The sequence below is a fragment of the Streptomyces stelliscabiei genome (assembly GCF_014873495.1).
GTDB classification, from domain to species: Bacteria; Actinomycetota; Actinomycetes; order Streptomycetales; family Streptomycetaceae; genus Streptomyces; species Streptomyces bottropensis.
The window spans coordinates 9,790,279-9,806,199 of sequence record NZ_JADBGF010000001.1 but is presented as its reverse complement, the minus strand read 5'-3'; the positions used below and the strand labels follow the sequence as shown (position 1 = coordinate 9,806,199).

The window sequence follows — 15,921 nt, the reverse complement described above, 5'->3', positions numbered from 1 at the left end:
CACCCGCCGGGAGCGGCGCCGGTCGGGGCCCCACGGCCGTGGACCGGCGTGGCAGCGTTCGCGGTGGCCCGGGTGGCTGCCACGCTCGTCACCCGTCACACACGAAAGGGGCCGGCCGACCATGACAAGCCCGCACGAGGAGGCTGAGGGGCCCGACAGGTCGCATCGGCGTCCGGAAGGCCTCAGTGACGCGACGGTCGAGGCGCTCGGTTCGTTGTCCAAGGCGCTGGAGACCACCGAACGTGCCCGAGGACACCTGTTCTCCTTCCACCAGCTGACCGGCACGGCGGATCTCGAACTCGACCGGGCCACGTCCCTGCTCCGCGAGGCCGGCCACCACGAGTGGGCCCGCCGCGTCGAAACGGAGGTCCTGGGACGCAACGTCATTCCGGGCCACTGGACGTTCCAGATCGTCGAGGCCTACGACCAGACCTACTACCAGGCGTTCAAGGCCCTGGAGCGAGACGCGGTGGACCAACTCGCCGCAGGACGCGACCACCTGTACGAGGCGGAGATGAAGGAATCCCGCCGCACCCACGACCACCCGGACCACACCCCCACACCCGACAGCCCGAACACCCGCAACCCGACGGCTCCGTTCGACCGTAGGCCGAGACCGTGACCGTGCTTCCATTCCTCCATGCCCCCTCACGGCAGGGCTACGGCGCTGCAGTCGTCGGCGCACGAATAGGTGAAGCTGCTGCCCGGCGCGCCGGGCGGGAGGTTCATGGCGCCGTAGTGGAAGTGGTTCAGGGTCGTGTCGCTGCGCTCCAGCCGGACGTCCTCGGCGTACTCCTGCGCGCCGCCCTGGTTCAGGCACGATGTCCGCGGACTGCGCGGCGTGGAATCCCCGGCCGACGCGAAGATCAGCTGCAGGCCGCCGGCCGTGCGGTCGGCGGAGAGGACTACGGCGAAGAACTCGTCGCTGTAGCGGGAGATTCCGATGCAGGGCGCGCGGCAGCGCGAACGGCGCGCGGACGTATCGATGCACGCGACGTCGCGCTCCCCGTCAGGACGCCCCCGTCATGGCGCCCGTCACAGTGTCACAAATCCGTTCGAAGACGGTTCTCTCTCGATATCAGCGGGTTCCGGCGCCGCTGCCGTGCGGCACTATCACCCCGACATTCCGTTTCCCGGGGGGCTTCTCATGGCTTACACAGCTCGTTCACGCCGCACACGCCGCACCACCGCCGTACTCGCCGTTCTCTCGCTCGGCATCATCACCCTGACCGCCTGCAAGGGCGACGCCGAGGCGGACGCCTCCGGCCCGGGCACGGCAGCGAGCCCGTCCGCCTCGGACGGCGGCAAGGACGCCGACAAGCCCGACAAGCCCTCGACGGCCGGCCAGGGCGGCGATGACGGCGGCAGCGGGGACGCGTCCGGCGGCTCCGACAGCACCCCGGCATCCTCGGAGCCCGGGGCGGACGACGATCAGGACGGCGGCGTCGGCATGTGCGAGACGACCGACCTGACCTACAAGGTCACCGTGGCGTCCAAGCTCGTCAACCACGCCCTGCTGGCCGCGACCAACAACAGCGGTGACCCCTGCCTGCTGCCGGCCAATGACCTGGTGATCACGATTCCGGGGCTCGACGGCGCCGCCGAGCACATGGGCCCGGAGGGGAAGGACTGGATCATGAAGGCGGGCGAGACCGCCTACGCCGGGATCCTGTTCTCCCGCGCCGACACCGCGGGCGGCAAGAGCGCCGACAAGGTGGAGGTCGCACTCACCGCTTCCGAGAGCCCGGCGACCGTGACGATCGCCGACGGCCCCGTGACGGTCAACGACGGCCAGGTCACCAGCTTCTTCGGCACGGCCGAGGACGCGCTCACCTACTGATCGGCATTCCGCCTCCCTGGCGGAGCGGGGTCGCGCATCGAGCACGGCACCGGCGCGCCGGACCCCGTGGGCCAGCCTCCAGGCAATTGACCGGTCAATTGAAGAATTGTACGGTCTAATGGCACGCCACACTGCCCTGCCTCGCGACCTCACGGACCCCCTATGACCGCACCGTTGTACGTACGCATCAGGCGGGAGATCGAAGCCGGGATCCGCGCCGGGGAGCTGCCCCCCGGCGCGCGGCTGCCGACCGAGAAGGACCTCAGCACCCGGTACGGCGTCAGCCGCGCCACGGCCCAGCGCGTCCTCAACGACCTGGCGGAGGCGGGGCTGGCGATCCGCCGACGCCGCCACGGCACGTTCGTCGCCGACGTCACGCGGCAGATCAACCTGCTGAACTTCGTCACCCCCGCGACGGCCGCCAAGGGCACCCCGGGCAGACACGACGTCGTCTCCGCGCGGGTCGTCAGGGCCGCCGACGCCGTCCTGCGCCTCCCCGGCGCCGCCGCGGACACCGCCGTGGTGGAGCTGGTCCGCCGCAAACTCGACGTTCACGAGAAGCCGCAGTCGGTCGAGCGGCATGTCGTGCTGTTCGCCGCCGCCCCCGACCTGCTGAGCGAGAACCTCGAACACCTGGTCACCCTGCCGTATCTGCGGCGCGGAGGCGTTCCGGTCGACACGATCCGGCTCTACCTCGACCCGGTGACCCTCGACGAGCACGACGCCGCACTGCTGGACAGCGAGATCGGTACGCCCGCGCTGATGAGGCGCAGGGAGTTGCGGACCGATGACGGGAGCACCGTCGAGGTGGTCACGACCCTGGTCCGTCCGGGAACCGCCGAGTTCTTCCTGGAGCTTCCGGTCCCGGCCATGTGAGCGGCGTGCCGTCCGTGAGCAGCGTGCCGTCCGTGAGCAGCGTGTCGTTCCCGGAAAGGAGATACGCAGACAATGAAGGTCATCATCATCGGCGCCGGCGTCCTGGGCGTGAGTGTCGCGAGGCATCTCGCCGTCGCCGGCGAAGACGTTCTCCTGCTCGATCGGCGGGGCGCGGGCACCGGCACGTCCGCGACCACCTTCGCCTGGACCAACTCCAGCCGGAAGCCCGATCCGGCCTACCACCGGCTGAACCTCGCGGGGATGGAGGAACATGCCAGGCTCGCCGGGCGACTGCGCGGCGCGCCGTCCTACTTCCCCAGCGGGGCCCTGCAGTGGGCGGACGCCGCGAACGAGCGGCGACTCGCCGACAACGTGGCACGGCTGCGGTCCCTCGGCTACGCCGCGGAGTGGGTCACGGCCGACGAGGCCGTCCGGATAGCGGGCGACCTGAGTGTTCCGGCGGCCATCACCGCACTCGCGCACTTCCCCGGCGAGGGATACGTCCTGCCGGACCTCTTCGTCCGGACCCTGCTGGCGGATGCCGTCCGGCACGGCGCCACGTACCTGACCGGCGAGGTCGAGACCATCGACGACAGGCCGGACGGAGTCACCGTCACCCTGGCCGGAGGCCGGGTCCACACGGGCGACCGCGTCGTCCTGGCGGCAGGCCGCTGGACGCGACGGCTCGCCGCACGGGCCGGGATCGACGTTCCCATGGTGACGGACACCGGTCGCGGGGCGCAGACCGTCGGCCTGCTCGGATACGCCCGGCACCCGCGGCTCGACCTGCGGTGTGTGGTCCACAGCCCCGGGCTCAACCTCCGCCCCGCCGCTGACGGGCACACCGTCCTCCAGGCCCTCGATCTCAACGCCGACGTCGATCCGGCGGACCCTCCGTCCGCCGACGGTGACATCGCCGACGCTCTCGCGCGACGGTTCCGCGCGGTGCTGCCCGACCCCGCCGTCACACCGAGGATCGATCTGCGCGTCGGCATCCGGTCGCTGCCCGCGGACGGCCACACCATCGCCGGCTACGCCTCCGCGCGGTCCCGCGTCTACTGTCTCGTCACGCACAGCGGGGTGACCCTGGCGCCGATTCTGGGGCGCCTGGCCGCGGCCGAGATCACCACCGACCTGGAACAGGACCTCCTCGGGGCCTTCCGGCCCACCCGGTTCACCGGCGCGGCCCGCTCGGACACCGAGGTGGACCAACGCGCCGTCGGGCTGGGTGAGCAGTAGCCGACGGCATCCGCGACGGGGCCTGTCCGGCGGCTCCCGCCGGGCAGGCCCCTCGTCCGGTACAGGCCCGTGGTCCGGGGGCTCAGCGTTTGAGCGTGAAGGTGAAATCGCCGGAGAGCTTGCCGCTCAGCCGTACCGTCGAGACGGCCTTCCCCTCCGTGACCAGCCTTTCGACCTCGGCCCGCGAAAGACCGCATCCTTCGGCGATCAGTCGCACCGGCCGGACCGGAATCCGCGCCGCGAAGCGGACGGCGACGTCGATCGCCTCGCGGTCCAGGTGATCGACCCCGCCGGTGTCCAGCCGCCAGGCGTCGTCCCAGTCCAGGGCGACGCGATTGCGGCGCCGCACGACCGGGTCCTGGAGCAACTCCGCTGTCAGGCCATGGTCGTTGGCATGCAGCCGGTCCAGCAGTTCAGGCCGTACGGAGCGCACAGGCATCCGCTCCAGCAGCGCTCGGGGGGTCTCACACGGTGTACAACGGCACGTCCTTTCGCGGACGACTCGGCCCGGAAGCACGGTAGTTGCGCACAGGGCCGCCGCTCCACCGCTTTCACTTCGACGAATAAAGTGATATCACTATGCTAGATGGCGAGGCCGGCGACCCGTCGGGAACGAACCCGGGAACAGATCCCCGGGGGCGGACCCACCGGAAACGCCCCTCGCCCACCACTCAGGCCACTCGCATCGGGGAGCACACCATGAGCACACAGGACCGCACGCCGGACGCACCGGACGCAGTCGACCTCCCCGACATGCCAGCGCCGCGCGTGCGCGAGTTCGCCGCCCGCTCCATCGGCGGCGGGCTCGCGCTGCTGCTCGGACTGGTGGGCCTGGCCGCCGGCGTCGGCCTCGTGGTGCTCGGAGCGGTGACCACCGCGTCCGGCGCGAAGGCGGCGCTGATCGTCGGCGGCATTCTGCTGGGCCTCGCCGCGTTCCTGGCCATGTGCGGCCTCAACACGGTGGCCCCGGGCGAAGCCCGCGTCGTCCAGCTGTTCGGACGCTACCGGGGGACGATCCGCACCGACGGCCTGCGCTGGGTCAACCCGTTCACGTCCCGGGTCAAGATCTCGACACGGGTCCGCAACCACGAGACCGCAGTCCTCAAGGTGAACGACGCCTATGGCAACCCGATCGAACTCGCCGCGGTCGTGGTCTGGAAGGTCGAGGACACCGCGCAGGCGTCCTTCGAGGTGGACGACTTCCTGGAGTTCGTCTCGACCCAGACCGAGGCGGCCGTACGGCACATCGCCATCGAGTACCCCTACGACGCGCACGACGAGGAGGGTCTCTCGCTGCGCGGCAACGCGGAGGAGATCACCGAGAAGCTCGCCGTCGAGCTCCACGCACGGGTGGAGGCTGCGGGGGTACAGATCATCGAGTCCCGCTTCACCCACCTCGCGTACGCACCCGAGATCGCCTCGGCGATGCTGCAGCGGCAACAGGCCGGTGCCGTCGTGGCGGCCCGGCGGCAGATCGTCGACGGGGCGGTCGGCATGGTCGAGGCCGCGCTCGCCCGGATCGCCGAACAGGGCATCGTCGAACTCGACTCGGAGCGGAAGGCCGCGATGGTGTCGAACCTGATGGTGGTGCTGTGCGGGGACCGGGCCGCGCAGCCCGTGCTCAACACCGGGTCGCTCTACCAGTGACGCCCCCTTCCCCCGAGGGTGGGCCGGGTGACGGCCAGGCCCCGAAGCGGTCGGCCGCACAGCGCAAGCAGGTGCTGTTGCGGCTCGACCCGCTGGTCCATGACGCGCTGGCCCGGTGGGCCGGAGACGAACTGCGGTCCACCAACGCGCAGATCGAGTTCCTGCTGCGCAGGGCGTTGTCCGATGCCGGACGGCTGCCCGGTGCGGCGGGGCCGCTCCCCCGCCGGGGGCGTCCGCCGAAGTCATCGGGTGACGACGAGGATGCGAAGCAGCCCGGAGAAGACGTGTGATCCGCTTCGCGAGCGCCCGACCGGCCCGACTAGGCCTGCTCGAAGCGGACTTCGGTGTTCTGGCAGGCGTGCAGCAGCCAGGTTCCGTCAGTCTGCCTGGTCATGACGTAGAGCGGGGCGCCCTCCGTGTCCCCCTTCGCCGAGTGGTAGACCTGCCGGACCTTGACGGCCGCCACGTCGGGGCGCAGGAACTGGATGTGCACCGCCTCGTAGGTGACCGCGCCGTCCCAGTCGGCAGTCGGCAGCACGGCGCGGGTGAACTCGGCGATGGCCTCGAAGCCGATCAGGACCTTGCCGTGGCCGGTCGTCCACAGGGCCTCGGGGTGAAAGAGCGCGAGGAAGCCCTCGGCGTCCTTCGCGCGCTGGGTACGTTCGACGGTGGCCACGACCTCTTCGATGGCCTTGATGTCTGAGAGTTCCGCGGTTTCGGTGTTCATGCGGATCACTCTGCGACCTCAAGCGGACTTGAGGTCAAGGCCGCAGAACGCGGTGCGTCCGAGGCCTTCGGCGATGCCGACGGGACATGGTCGGCCGACGCCTGGCGTGGTCGGCGCTGCGGTAGGACCGCATTCGGTCTCCCGGGCGTTCGGAGGGCGGCACGCAGCGCGCGGTAGACGTCGTCCGACGTCGGCGTCCGCTGCTCCTCCCACGCGGACCTGTGGTCCGTCCCGCAGGTCAGAGGTCCCGTGGCGGCAGGTGGGCCAGGCCGGTGTCGCGCAGGACGCGGTCGACGGTCTCGTGCAGGGCGCTGTGGGCGCCGATGACGGTCTCGCTGCCGTCGGGCAGCAGATCACGGGGCCGGTACCAGTCGCGCAGGCTCCTCTCGTCGATCTCGTCGGCGATCGGCTTGGTGGCGTGGCGGGCGACGGTTTCGGCGAACGGCACGTCCAGGTAGTAGGCGTGGGTCGGGCCGCGGTGGTCGGCGCGAAGCCGGGCGAGCATGTCGCCGTATCGGTCGGCGTACAGGATGCCCTCGACCACGACGTGATACTCGGCGTCGAGCGCGTAGCGGGCTGTCAGGTCGATCAGGCCGATGTTCGCCGCTCCCGGCCGGTCGTGCTCGCGGAGCACGGTGCGGCGGAGGTTGTCCTGACCGACCAGGGCCAGACCCCGGCCGAACCTCTCGCGCAGCCCGTCCGCGACGGACGACTTTCCCGAGGCGCTGTTGCCGCGCAGCACGATCAGCCGGGTTCGTTCGGTGCCCACCTTCACGGTGAGCACTTTAGCGATCTCCGCCCCTGCCGATCGCCTCTGCCGATCGGTGGGCGATACCCCGCCGGGTGGCTGGACCTGCGGCTCCGTGCGCGACCAGAGCTGTTCGGGGCTCTAGGGTCGTGTCGGCACGGTGGGGCGGCAGGGACGACGGTGAGAGTGAGCGCGCGTGATCCGGGTTGTGGTGGTGGACGACGAGGCTCTGGTCCGGTCGGGTTTCGGGCTGATCCTGGGCGCGTCCGAGGACATCGAGGTCGTCGCGACCGCGAGCGGCGGCGAGGCCGTGGCGACCGTGCGGCGGGAGCGGCCCGACGTGGTGCTGCTGGACATCCGGATGCCGGACGTCGACGGGCTCACCGTGCTGCGTGAGCTGCGGACGAGGCCGGACGCTCCGGTCGTGGCGATGCTGACGACCTTCGACGCCGACGAGTACATCCTCACCGCGCTGCACTCGGGCGCGGCCGGTTTCCTGCTCAAGGACACCGAACCCGACCAACTGGCCCAGCTGGTACGCACCCTGGCCGCGGGCGGCGTGGTGCTGTCCCCCAAGGCGTCCCGGACGCTGCTGCACAGCCATCCCGGCAGCGGGACGGCCGTCGACGAGGACGCCGCCCGCGTCCGGCTGCTCACCGTCCGCGAACGCGATGTGCTCCGGCTGGTGGCGGAGGGGTTGTCCAACGCCGACATCGGGGCGCGCATCCACCTCGGTGCCGGCACGGTCAAGGACCATGTCAGCGCGATCCTCACGAAGCTGCGGGTGACGAGCCGCGTGCAGGCAGCGCTGCTGGCTCAGCGCGCCGGACTCCTGGACGAGGGCCGGCGGCCGGGGACCGGACGATGAGCCGGGCACGCGCGCTGTGGGAGCGGGTGCCGGCGCCGGTCGTCGACGTCGTCCTCGTGGTGGTGGCCGCCGTCGATGTACGGCTGATCGAGTGGGACAGTACGCAGACCGATCTCGGACTGGCCATGCTCGGGTGCGGGGCGCTGGTGCTCCGGCGCAGGTTCCCGCTCGCTGTCCTCCTGCTCACCCTGCCGATAGCACTCACCCAGGAAATCGCCCTCGCGCCTCTCCTGGCCCTGTACGCCCTGGCCGAACGCTCCCGCAACCGCCCGCTCCTCGCCGGGTGCGTCGCCCTGGTCGCCGTCGCGGGCACCACCCCGTGGCCCTGGGCCGGGCTCGCCGAGGTCGGCCGGGCCATGACGTTGATCGACTTCGTGTACAACCTGGCCACCGCCGTCGTCCCGGTCCTCGTCGGTCAACTCGTCCAGGCACACCGGGATCTGGCACGCCGGCTGGCCGAGGTCGAGGAGGCCAGGGGGCACGAGCGGGTCCTGCACGCCCAGGCCGCGCTCGCCCGCGAACGCGCCCAGCTCGCCCGCGAGATGCACGACGTGGTCTCCCACCAGGTCAGCCTCATCGCCATACAGGCCGGTGCCCTCCAGGTCTCCACCAAGGACACGGACTCCAGGGAGGCCGCCCGCACGATCCGTTCGCTGAGCGTCACCACGCTGGACGAACTGCGCACCATGGTCACCCTGCTGCGCGCGTCCGGCGGCCGCGCCACGGAGCTGACCCCCCAGCCCACTCTCGCCGACCTGCACACCCTGGTCGAATCGAGCGGCATACAGGCGGAGTTGACGGGTGCGCTCCCGCCCGGCGTGAGCACCCCCGCCCAACGGGCCCTGTACCGCACCGTCCAGGAGGCGCTGACCAACGTCCGGAAACACGCCCCCGGGGCCACCGCCGCCGTGGAACTGTGGCACGACGGGATCCACGTCGGAGTGACCGTCACCAACACCCCGCCCACCCGCCCCTCCCTGGCCCTCCCCAGCTCCCAGCACGGCCTGGTGGGCCTGCGGGAACGCGCCGACATCCTGCACGGAACCCTGGAGTCCGGCCCGGCCCCGGAGGGCGGCTACCGGGTGCGGCTTCGGGTCCCCCTCAGCACGGACTGAGAGGCCCGGCCGGCGGGACCGGAGGGCATGGGCCGGATCCTCGGGGAGGCCGCGTCGGCCGTGGGGGCTCTACGGGCTCGCGGGTCTCCTCGACGTACTGGAGAGCGGTTGGAGCGCGCGGGGCAGCGCGGTGGTCCTGGCGGTGACGGTTCTGTCTCCGCCCCGGCGCTCGGCTCCGGGCACGGTGCCGCTCGTGTTGTCCACCGGCGGTCGTGGCGGGTCTCGCCGGCCGGTACCGCGCCCACGCCACGCGTCGCTGGTCGCTGCGTCGGCACAACGCCCAACTGGTGCGTGAACAGGCGATGATGGCGCGCCGGGCCCGGGCCTGGACGCGAACGCGGGCTGACGGCTCCGGGCGGCTCCGACACCGAACAGGTCCGGCGGCCGCGCCCCGTCCCGCTCGCCCGGAGCGGTCCGCCGCCGCCAGGCCCGATCGGTCCACCCGTGCCGCAGCGCGACAGCCGGACAGGGACCGATCGGCTCGTAACCTCATGACCTCGGGTAAAACGGCAACGGCCCATGACGGCCCACCCGTCGGGGGTAGCTTCGTCGGCATGAGCGAAGACATCCGCATCGACCGCGCCCCGTCCTCCGGGGGCGGCATTCAGATCACGGTCAGCCTCTCCCCCGCCGTGCTGGCGAAGCTGCAGCAGGACGGCTCCTGGACGGAGACCATCGGTGAAGGCCAGGTCACCGGTGACGGGCCGGCCATCACCCAGATCGAGTTCAGGGTTCCGTAGGTCTCACGGCACACGAATCCCGGCACGGGCCCGGCAGTCCGGCGGCGGCCAGGTCACGCGTTCGTCCGCGGGTCGTCGGCCTCGGGCCCGTACCAGTCCAGGCACAGGACGGTGGCGTCGTCGCGCACCTGGCCGCCGCAGGCGTTCGTGACGGCGGAGACCAGCGTGCGTACGACCTCGCGCGGGTGTTCCGTCGCGGTCTTGCGGAGCAGGCCGAGCAGGTCGACCGATGCCGCCTGGCGTTCCTGCACACCGTCGGTGTAGAGCACGAGGCGGTCACCGGGACGCAGATCGATCTCCTGCACCCGGTACGGGCCCGTGTGCGCGGCGACACCGAAGGGCAGGTTGATGCCCAGGCTCAGTTCGTCGACCGCGCCGTCGCGCAGACGCAGCGGCCAGGGATGGCCCGCGTTGACGAGCCGGGCGCCGGTCCCGTCCAGGGCGATGCGCAGCAGCTGGCCGGTGGCGAAGGTCCGACGGCCGTGATCGAGCAGGGCATGATGGATCTGGCGGGCCTGTTCGGCGAGGTCGGCCCCGGCGCGGCGGGCCCCCCGGGAGGCGTTGACCAGGAGGGTGGCCATCAGCGAGGCGTCGACGTCGTGCCCCATGGCATCGGTGATGGACAGGTGCAGGGTGTCCTGGTCCAGGGAGTAGTCGTAGGTGTCACCGGCGATGTCGGAGGCCGGGACCAGGGCGCCGGCGAGCGCGAACTCGGCGGCTTCGCAGGACGGCGCGGAGGGCAGGAGCTGGCGCTGGATCTCCGCGGCCAGGCTGACCGAGGTGGTGCGGTTGCCCCAGTGGTAGAGGTCCGTGAAGCGGCGGTCGGTGACGATGATGTACGCCAGCGCGTGCGCGGCCTCTTCGACCTGCAGCAACACGTCCGGGGTGACCCGGGTGAGGAACAGTTCCAGAACACCGATGATGTCGCCGCGGTTGCTGACCGGTGCCAGCACCCGCTGCCCCTCCTCGTCCTCCTGCGTCCGCACCACCTTCTGGGTGCGCAGGACCTCGTCGTAGGCACCGCTGTCGGCGAGCGGCACCTGTGCGGTCCGCTGCCCCTCCCGCGTGCCCGCCGTGTCGTTGACCCGCAGCAGGCGTCGGCCGACGACGTCGACGAACAGGAACGACACGTAACGCGCGCCGAACCGGTCGCGCAGATTGCGCGCGACGACATCGAGTGAGCGCACCGGCGCGGCGTTCTCCGCCGCCGCCAGCACCTCGGCCAGTCCCATGCGGTCCTGCGCCGGTCCGATCCGATCCTGCGCCACGAAGGCCTCCCGGGGTTACGAACCCTCCTTCCCGCTGACGCGCCATGCATCACAGCTGACGTTCACGGCGCACACGGGGAAGACCCGGGGCCGGGCGAACCGTTACGTCAGCCGCGGGCGGAGCTGCCGTTGGCGGGCGGGTCGGACAAGGCTATACGGGCCGTGATGCGCTTGCCGACCGGCGCCTGCTCGATGAGCAGGTCCTCGGTGACGGCCTTGACGATCTCCAGGCCGTGCTGGCCGACCCGGTCCGGGTCGGAGGCGCGGGCCGCGGGGACGGTGGGATCGCTGTCCCACACGACGATCTCGACGCTGTCGGCATCGATACGGAGTTCCATCAGGACAGGTCCGGGAGCGTACTTGCGTGCGTTGGTGACCAACTCACTGACGACCAGCTGTGTGAGATCCCTCGCGCGAGGGCTCACGAGCACCTGCCGGTCGGTGTGGGCCTGATCGAGGAAGGCGATGGCATGATGCCGGGCGTCGGCGATGCACGCGTCGTCCCCGCCCAGGGCGAAACCGGCGCGCAGCAACTTCTCACCCGGCTCGGTCGAGCCGTCGTCATCGGCATGGGACCCCACGAGCCTCGCCCTCATTCCCCGTACACACGCACGCCAGTACCCGCCATACCGACACTTATGCCACTCAGGCGCCGCTCGACACAGCTGCCCGGGTGTGTCCGGCCCGGACGGTGGGGCAGAATCATCGGTGCATGCCCTGACCCGGGGGCCAGCCTAAGCGAGTCGAGAAGACGGTGACCGCCATCGAGAAAGCGGACCGGCCAGGCCGGCTCTCCTTCGAACACCACGTGGTCGACGACGTCCAGGTCGTGACCGTGCGCGGTGAGATCGACCACGACGTCAAGGGTGTCTTCGACGACGCCCTGCTGTTCGAGGCCGGCGCGGTGCCACCGCCGCGGATCGTGGTGGATCTCGGCGGCGTGACGTTCATGGACTCCAGTGGCATCAACGTCCTCGTCGCCGCCCACCGGCGGGTCAGCGGCGAGCGGGGGTGGCTGCGTATCGCCGCCGCCCAGGAGTCCGTCCTGCGGGTGATGCAACTGGTCGGCATCGACACCTTCATCCCCTGTCACCCCACCACCGAGCAGGCCCTGAACCCCTGACGCCGCCGCGCTCGTCGGTTCATGTCGTCCCGGACCGGCCGGGCGGGGTCATGGCCCAACGGATGGTCCGGGTCAGGGCCTGCCCGGTGGGGCGTACGGCGAGGGCCTCGACGACCGGTACCCGGGGCAGCCAGAGCATCCGGCGGGCCCAGGGCGGCAGGAGCATGACGGCGTTCGCGGCCAGCCCGCCGTAGAAGGGCCGTACGGCCAGGGGCAGGGGCGGCTGGAACAGCAGGAAGCGGGCGGCTGCCCGCGCCTCGGGGGTGGCCGTCAGCTCGTGCCGGTAGGCCGCCAGACGCTCGGACAGCTCTCGGCGGTCGCGTGGCGGGTCCCTCACCCCCAGCGCGGCGGCGACGCGCGCGGTGTCGGCCACGTAGGCGTCGTAGTCGGCGGCCTCCAACGGGCGGGCGCCGAAGCGGGCGTGGGCGCGCAGGAAGCTGTCCGTCTCGGCGGCGTGCACCCAGCCCAGCAGATGCGGATCGGCCGCGTGGTACGGCACCCCTTCGGTGGTCGTCCCGCGGATCCGGTCGTGGATGCCACGGACGTGGTCGACCGCCCGCTCGGCGTCCGCCGCGTTGCCGTAGGTGGTCACGGCGAGGAAGGTGCTGGTGCGCTGGAGTCGGCCCCAGGGGTCGCCCCGGTACCCGGAGTGACCGGCCACGGCCGCCATGGCGAGCGGATGCAGGGACTGCAGCAGCAGTGCGCTCAGCCCGCCGATGAACATCGAGGCGTCGCCGTGCACCGTGCGGATCGGCCGGTCCGGACCGAACCACCGCGGGCCGGGGGTGTCATGGATGCGGGCGCGCGTCGCGGGACCGTCGGGCCCGGCGACGCGACGGAACAGGGCCTGGCCCAGCTGTTCACGAACTGCGGTCAACACGGTCGGCCTCCCCTCTCCTGCCATTGTGCGTCCCCGCACCCGCCGTGTGCCCGGACGGGCCTGCCGGGAACATCTGTCGGGGTCCTACCGGTCGGGCGGTACGCCCTGATCGGGCTGTACGGGGGTGCGTCCCGGGTCGGTCAGGACGGCGTCGGCGTGGTCCGTGAGGTAGGCCCGCAGCACCGACGCGAAGTCCGGGTCGGGAGCCAGCCCGAGTGCGGCGGCGCGCGTGGGGTCGAAGGCGGCGGGCCATGAGCCGACGATGGCCTCGACGGCGGGGTCGGGCCTGACCGTCACCAGGTCGGCGACGGTGTCGCCGGCGACCTGCCGCAGGGTGGCCAGCATCTCGGCGACCGAGACGGTGAGCGCCGGAAGGTTGACCGGCAGCGCGCCGACGAGTCGCCCCCTGCCCACCCCCCGCTCCGCCTGGGCGATGCGCAGGATCGCGTCGACGGTGCGCCGGGGGGAGGCCAGCGCGACCCGTAGGCCGGGGTGGACCGGACAGATCGCGGGACGGCCCGCGAGGGGTTCGCGGATGATGCCGGACAGGAAACCCGACGCTGCCGCGTTGGGCTTGCCGGGCCGTACCACCACGGTCATCAGGCGGGCGACCCGGCCGTCGACGAAACCGCGCCGGGTGTAGTCCGCGATCAGCTGTTCACAGATCAGCTTCTGGATGCCGTAGCTGGATCGCGGCGTGGGCAGGGTCGACTCGCTGACGACGGGCGGGAGCGGGAGCGCCGGGTCGGAACCGTAGACCGCGACGCTGCTGCTGAAGACCAGGCACGGCGTCGGCCCGCCGGTCGCCGACTGGGCGCGCGCGGCGTCGAGGAGCGCCCGGGTGGTGTCGAGGTTGGCGCCCATCCCGAGGTCGAAGTCGGCCTCGCATGCGGCCGAGACGGCGGCCGCGAGGTGGATCAGGACGTCCACCGGCTGTGCGAACACGTCGTCGAGATGGTCGGTCAGGTCGCCGTGCACGATCTCCACGAGGGGGTCGGACAGGGGCGGCGGCGGCCCGGTCGGCACGACCCGGTCGACGAGCACCAGACGGTCGATGGGCGCTCCTCGGAAGGTCCGGGCCCCGAGCAGTGCGGTGGTGACCTGTCGTCCCAGGAAGCCGAAGCCACCCGTGATGACGATCCTCATGCGGCGTCCTCGTCTGTTGGGGGGTCGGGGGTGGCAAATCGGTGTGATCGGGTCGGGTGCAGTCAGGTCGGGCGGGAACGGACCCCAGCCGGGTCGGGGTAGCAGCATGCCCACGGGTGCCCGAGGAAATCGACGGGCGGCTCTTTTGGCGGGTGACTCTCGACCCCCATCGACTCTCGGCGGGCGACTTGCCATGCCGTTGCTCGCCGAGCGCGGCATCGCGCTGCCGGGCGGCGGCAGCGACAGCGACGTCCGGCCCACGCCCGTGGAGGGCGTGTCCTCCCCCGTGCACGCTCTGGCCGTCACCGAGAGGGGCGTACCCCTGCTGGACAACCTCGACCTGCGGCACTCGCCGCCGCCTGTGCCGAGGGGGTCCCCTATGCCGTCCTGATGGTCGTGGCGCCCCCGAACGTGCCGGGCGGCACCGGTTCGCCGGTCGATCCGGTGGCGGTGCTGTGACCGGCGGCTCCCTTCCCGGCGGCTCCCTCTGTCGGGCCGGCGTCGGCAGAGGAGCAGCCGTCCATGACAAGAGTCGGCGCCGAGGCGGTCAACTCTCCGACTAGTCGGGCGAATTCGGTACGTTGCCCAGGGGTCAGAGTGGCGTAGAGCGGCGCTTGCAGTGCGGTGGTGAGCCGCTCGGCGCGCCGCCATCGGGGAAGCAGGCCGGCGGCTGCGGGGCGTGGCCGGTCCCAGCCGTAGTGGGCCGCCTGTTCGATGCCGAGGTTGACGACCATGGCCTCCTGGGCGGTCAGTCCGCACAGGCGAACCGCGACCAGGTGGCAGGCGCCGCGGTGCTCTCGTAGGACGTGCAGGCGCTGCATGGCGGCGCCGACCGGGTCATCGGCGGGGCAGGGCTGGGCGCGCCAGCCGGCGAAGAGGGGCAGCGCGTCCGCGTCGGCGGCGTCGATCAGCCGCTGCGCCAGCCGGTTGACGTGCTCCACGTCGACGTCGCCGGGGATGTGCGCGCGGCCCCAGTGCCGGACGGCCTCGGCGTAGCGCGCGGCGGCGAGTCCGGCAGGCCGGGTTCACGCCGTCGACGCCGTACGTCACCGCCGACATCGCGGCCCAACTCGCCCTCGCCGGTGCCGGACTCGCCACCGCGCTCGTCCCCCGGACCGCCATCGACCCGACCGCGCCCGGCATCCGCACCGCCCCCATCCAGGAACACCCGATCCGCCGCCTGCTGTTCGCCGCGACGCGGCACACCGACGTCCCCGACCCCACGGCCACCGCCGTCGTCGCCGCGCTGCGCGCGGCCGCGCGGGACGGTCGCGCCACGCGCCCCGACGCCGACCCGGACCCGTACCCGGACTAGGCCACCGCGTCGAGCGGCCGGAGGAAGCGGCGTTCGTACCGCTTGATGCAGCCGGTCCGGCGCGCCAGCTCGAAGGCGTCCTGGCACTCGGGGTCGGACATGCTGTCGGTGCGGTACCGCTCGTACGCGGCGAGGCTGGGGAAGGAGAAGAGAGCGTAGGCGATGTCGCTGTCGCCCTCGCTCGGCAGGAAGTAGCCGTGGTGCGTCCCGCCGAAACGGTTGACGAGCCCGACCCAGCGGCGGCCGTACTCCTCGAAGTCCGCCAGCTTGTCGGCGTCGATCTCGTACTTCAGATGCACAGTGATCATGTCTCCATGATGCAGCGGGACGATCGGGGCCGGGCCAGGGCGTCCTGTCCGGCGAAGCTCGCTCTCTCGGCCGAAGCGCGT

At 71.8% G+C, this 15,921-nt stretch carries 17 protein-coding genes and 4 pseudogenes; 12 read left to right on the top strand and 9 right to left on the bottom strand.

All coding sequences use genetic code 11. The features are described 5' to 3' along the window. Window positions 1-121: 121 nt before the first annotated feature. From H4687_RS42815 to H4687_RS42800, 4 genes are all read left to right on the top strand, one after another. Window positions 122-622, top strand: coding sequence for a hypothetical protein (locus tag H4687_RS42815; RefSeq protein ID WP_046917860.1), 501 nt, complete (start codon window positions 122-124; stop codon window positions 620-622). A 525-nt stretch (window positions 623-1,147) separates the two neighbouring features. Further along, window positions 1,148-1,840, top strand: coding sequence for a DUF4232 domain-containing protein (locus H4687_RS42810; RefSeq protein WP_046917861.1), 693 nt, complete (start codon window positions 1,148-1,150; stop codon window positions 1,838-1,840). A 162-nt stretch (window positions 1,841-2,002) separates the two neighbouring features. Beyond that, the gene (locus H4687_RS42805; RefSeq protein ID WP_046917862.1) at window positions 2,003-2,716 is read left to right on the top strand and encodes a GntR family transcriptional regulator; all 714 of its coding nucleotides are present in this window, start codon (window positions 2,003-2,005) and stop codon (window positions 2,714-2,716) included. 72 nt (window positions 2,717-2,788) lie between these two features. Further along, on the top strand, window positions 2,789-3,955 hold the full coding sequence (locus H4687_RS42800; RefSeq protein WP_046917863.1) for an NAD(P)/FAD-dependent oxidoreductase: 1,167 nt from the start codon (window positions 2,789-2,791) through the stop codon (window positions 3,953-3,955). 82 nt (window positions 3,956-4,037) lie between these two features. On the opposite strand, the pseudogene H4687_RS42795 reads toward H4687_RS42800, so the two are convergent. Then, window positions 4,038-4,433: pseudogene (locus H4687_RS42795) on the bottom strand (DUF1062 domain-containing protein); the annotation flags it as partial. Window positions 4,434-4,654: 221 nt separating this feature from the next. Here H4687_RS42795 and H4687_RS42790 point away from each other — a divergent pair. Both H4687_RS42790 and H4687_RS42785 read left to right on the top strand, forming a co-directional pair. Continuing rightward, a complete protein-coding gene (locus H4687_RS42790; protein ID WP_046917864.1) occupies window positions 4,655-5,602 on the top strand; it encodes an SPFH domain-containing protein in 948 nt (315 codons plus the stop codon). Next, window positions 5,599-5,892: a hypothetical protein gene (locus H4687_RS42785; RefSeq protein WP_046917865.1), complete on the top strand. Its 294-nt coding sequence runs from the start codon at window positions 5,599-5,601 to the stop codon at window positions 5,890-5,892. Before H4687_RS42790 ends, H4687_RS42785 begins: the two co-directional genes overlap by 4 nt. A 29-nt stretch (window positions 5,893-5,921) precedes the next feature. Here H4687_RS42785 and H4687_RS42780 read toward each other — a convergent pair whose 3' ends face one another. Further along, window positions 5,922-6,329, bottom strand: a complete 408-nt coding sequence (locus H4687_RS42780; protein WP_078907325.1) for an SgcJ/EcaC family oxidoreductase — start codon at window positions 6,327-6,329, stop codon at window positions 5,922-5,924. Between the two features lie 238 nt (window positions 6,330-6,567). Next, window positions 6,568-7,113 carry an AAA family ATPase gene (locus tag H4687_RS42775; RefSeq protein ID WP_046917867.1) on the bottom strand — a complete coding sequence of 182 codons (546 nt, stop codon included), beginning with the start codon at window positions 7,111-7,113 and terminating at the stop codon, window positions 6,568-6,570. A gap of 160 nt (window positions 7,114-7,273) precedes the next feature. On the opposite strand from H4687_RS42775, the gene H4687_RS42770 reads away from it, so the two are divergent. The 3 genes from H4687_RS42770 to H4687_RS42760 all read left to right on the top strand — a co-directional run bounded on the left by H4687_RS42770 (window position 7,274) and on the right by H4687_RS42760 (window position 9,800). Next, window positions 7,274-7,945: a response regulator gene (locus tag H4687_RS42770; protein ID WP_046917868.1), complete on the top strand. Its 672-nt coding sequence runs from the start codon at window positions 7,274-7,276 to the stop codon at window positions 7,943-7,945. Further along, window positions 7,942-9,060 carry a sensor histidine kinase gene (locus H4687_RS42765; RefSeq protein WP_050398590.1) on the top strand — a complete coding sequence of 373 codons (1,119 nt, stop codon included), beginning with the start codon at window positions 7,942-7,944 and terminating at the stop codon, window positions 9,058-9,060. The genes H4687_RS42770 and H4687_RS42765 overlap by 4 nt, the downstream gene beginning before the upstream one ends. A 554-nt stretch (window positions 9,061-9,614) precedes the next feature. Continuing rightward, on the top strand, window positions 9,615-9,800 hold the full coding sequence (locus H4687_RS42760; RefSeq protein WP_046913621.1) for a hypothetical protein: 186 nt from the start codon (window positions 9,615-9,617) through the stop codon (window positions 9,798-9,800). 53 nt (window positions 9,801-9,853) lie between these two features. On the opposite strand, the gene H4687_RS42755 is transcribed toward H4687_RS42760, so the two are convergent. Next, complete coding sequence (locus tag H4687_RS42755; RefSeq protein ID WP_046913624.1) at window positions 9,854-11,032, bottom strand: PP2C family protein-serine/threonine phosphatase; 1,179 nt, start codon at window positions 11,030-11,032, stop codon at window positions 9,854-9,856. A gap of 143 nt (window positions 11,033-11,175) precedes the next feature. Further along, the gene (locus H4687_RS42750; protein ID WP_046913620.1) at window positions 11,176-11,649 is read right to left on the bottom strand and encodes an ATP-binding protein; all 474 of its coding nucleotides are present in this window, start codon (window positions 11,647-11,649) and stop codon (window positions 11,176-11,178) included. A gap of 173 nt (window positions 11,650-11,822) precedes the next feature. Here H4687_RS42750 and H4687_RS42745 point away from each other — a divergent pair, with 173 nt between their 5' ends. Further along, window positions 11,823-12,191 carry an STAS domain-containing protein gene (locus tag H4687_RS42745; RefSeq protein ID WP_046913619.1) on the top strand — a complete coding sequence of 123 codons (369 nt, stop codon included), beginning with the start codon at window positions 11,823-11,825 and terminating at the stop codon, window positions 12,189-12,191. A gap of 19 nt (window positions 12,192-12,210) precedes the next feature. On the opposite strand, the gene H4687_RS42740 is transcribed toward H4687_RS42745, so the two are convergent. Beyond that, entirely contained in the window at window positions 12,211-13,071 is an 861-nt protein-coding gene (locus H4687_RS42740; protein WP_079028217.1) for an oxygenase MpaB family protein, read from the bottom strand. Window positions 13,072-13,155: 84 nt separating this feature from the next. Then, window positions 13,156-14,217 carry a D-erythronate dehydrogenase gene (gene denD, locus H4687_RS42735; protein WP_046913617.1) on the bottom strand — a complete coding sequence of 354 codons (1,062 nt, stop codon included), beginning with the start codon at window positions 14,215-14,217 and terminating at the stop codon, window positions 13,156-13,158. A gap of 190 nt (window positions 14,218-14,407) precedes the next feature. Between denD and H4687_RS42730 the strand changes: the two are divergent. After that, a pseudogene (locus H4687_RS42730) lies at window positions 14,408-14,676 on the top strand (cyclase family protein); the annotation flags it as partial. On the opposite strand, the pseudogene H4687_RS42725 reads toward H4687_RS42730, so the two are convergent. Continuing rightward, window positions 14,595-15,221 (bottom strand): annotated as a pseudogene (locus H4687_RS42725) (helix-turn-helix domain-containing protein); the annotation flags it as partial. The pseudogenes H4687_RS42730 and H4687_RS42725 overlap by 82 nt on opposite strands. On the opposite strand from H4687_RS42725, the pseudogene H4687_RS48585 reads away from it, so the two are divergent. Next, window positions 15,209-15,532 (top strand): annotated as a pseudogene (locus H4687_RS48585) (LysR substrate-binding domain-containing protein); the annotation flags it as partial. The pseudogenes H4687_RS42725 and H4687_RS48585 sit on opposite strands and share 13 nt — an antisense overlap. On the opposite strand, the gene H4687_RS42715 reads toward H4687_RS48585, so the two are convergent. Further along, entirely contained in the window at window positions 15,529-15,840 is a 312-nt protein-coding gene (locus H4687_RS42715; RefSeq protein WP_046913615.1) for an NIPSNAP family protein, read from the bottom strand. The pseudogene H4687_RS48585 and the gene H4687_RS42715 sit on opposite strands and share 4 nt — an antisense overlap. Window positions 15,841-15,921 lie beyond the last annotated feature (81 nt).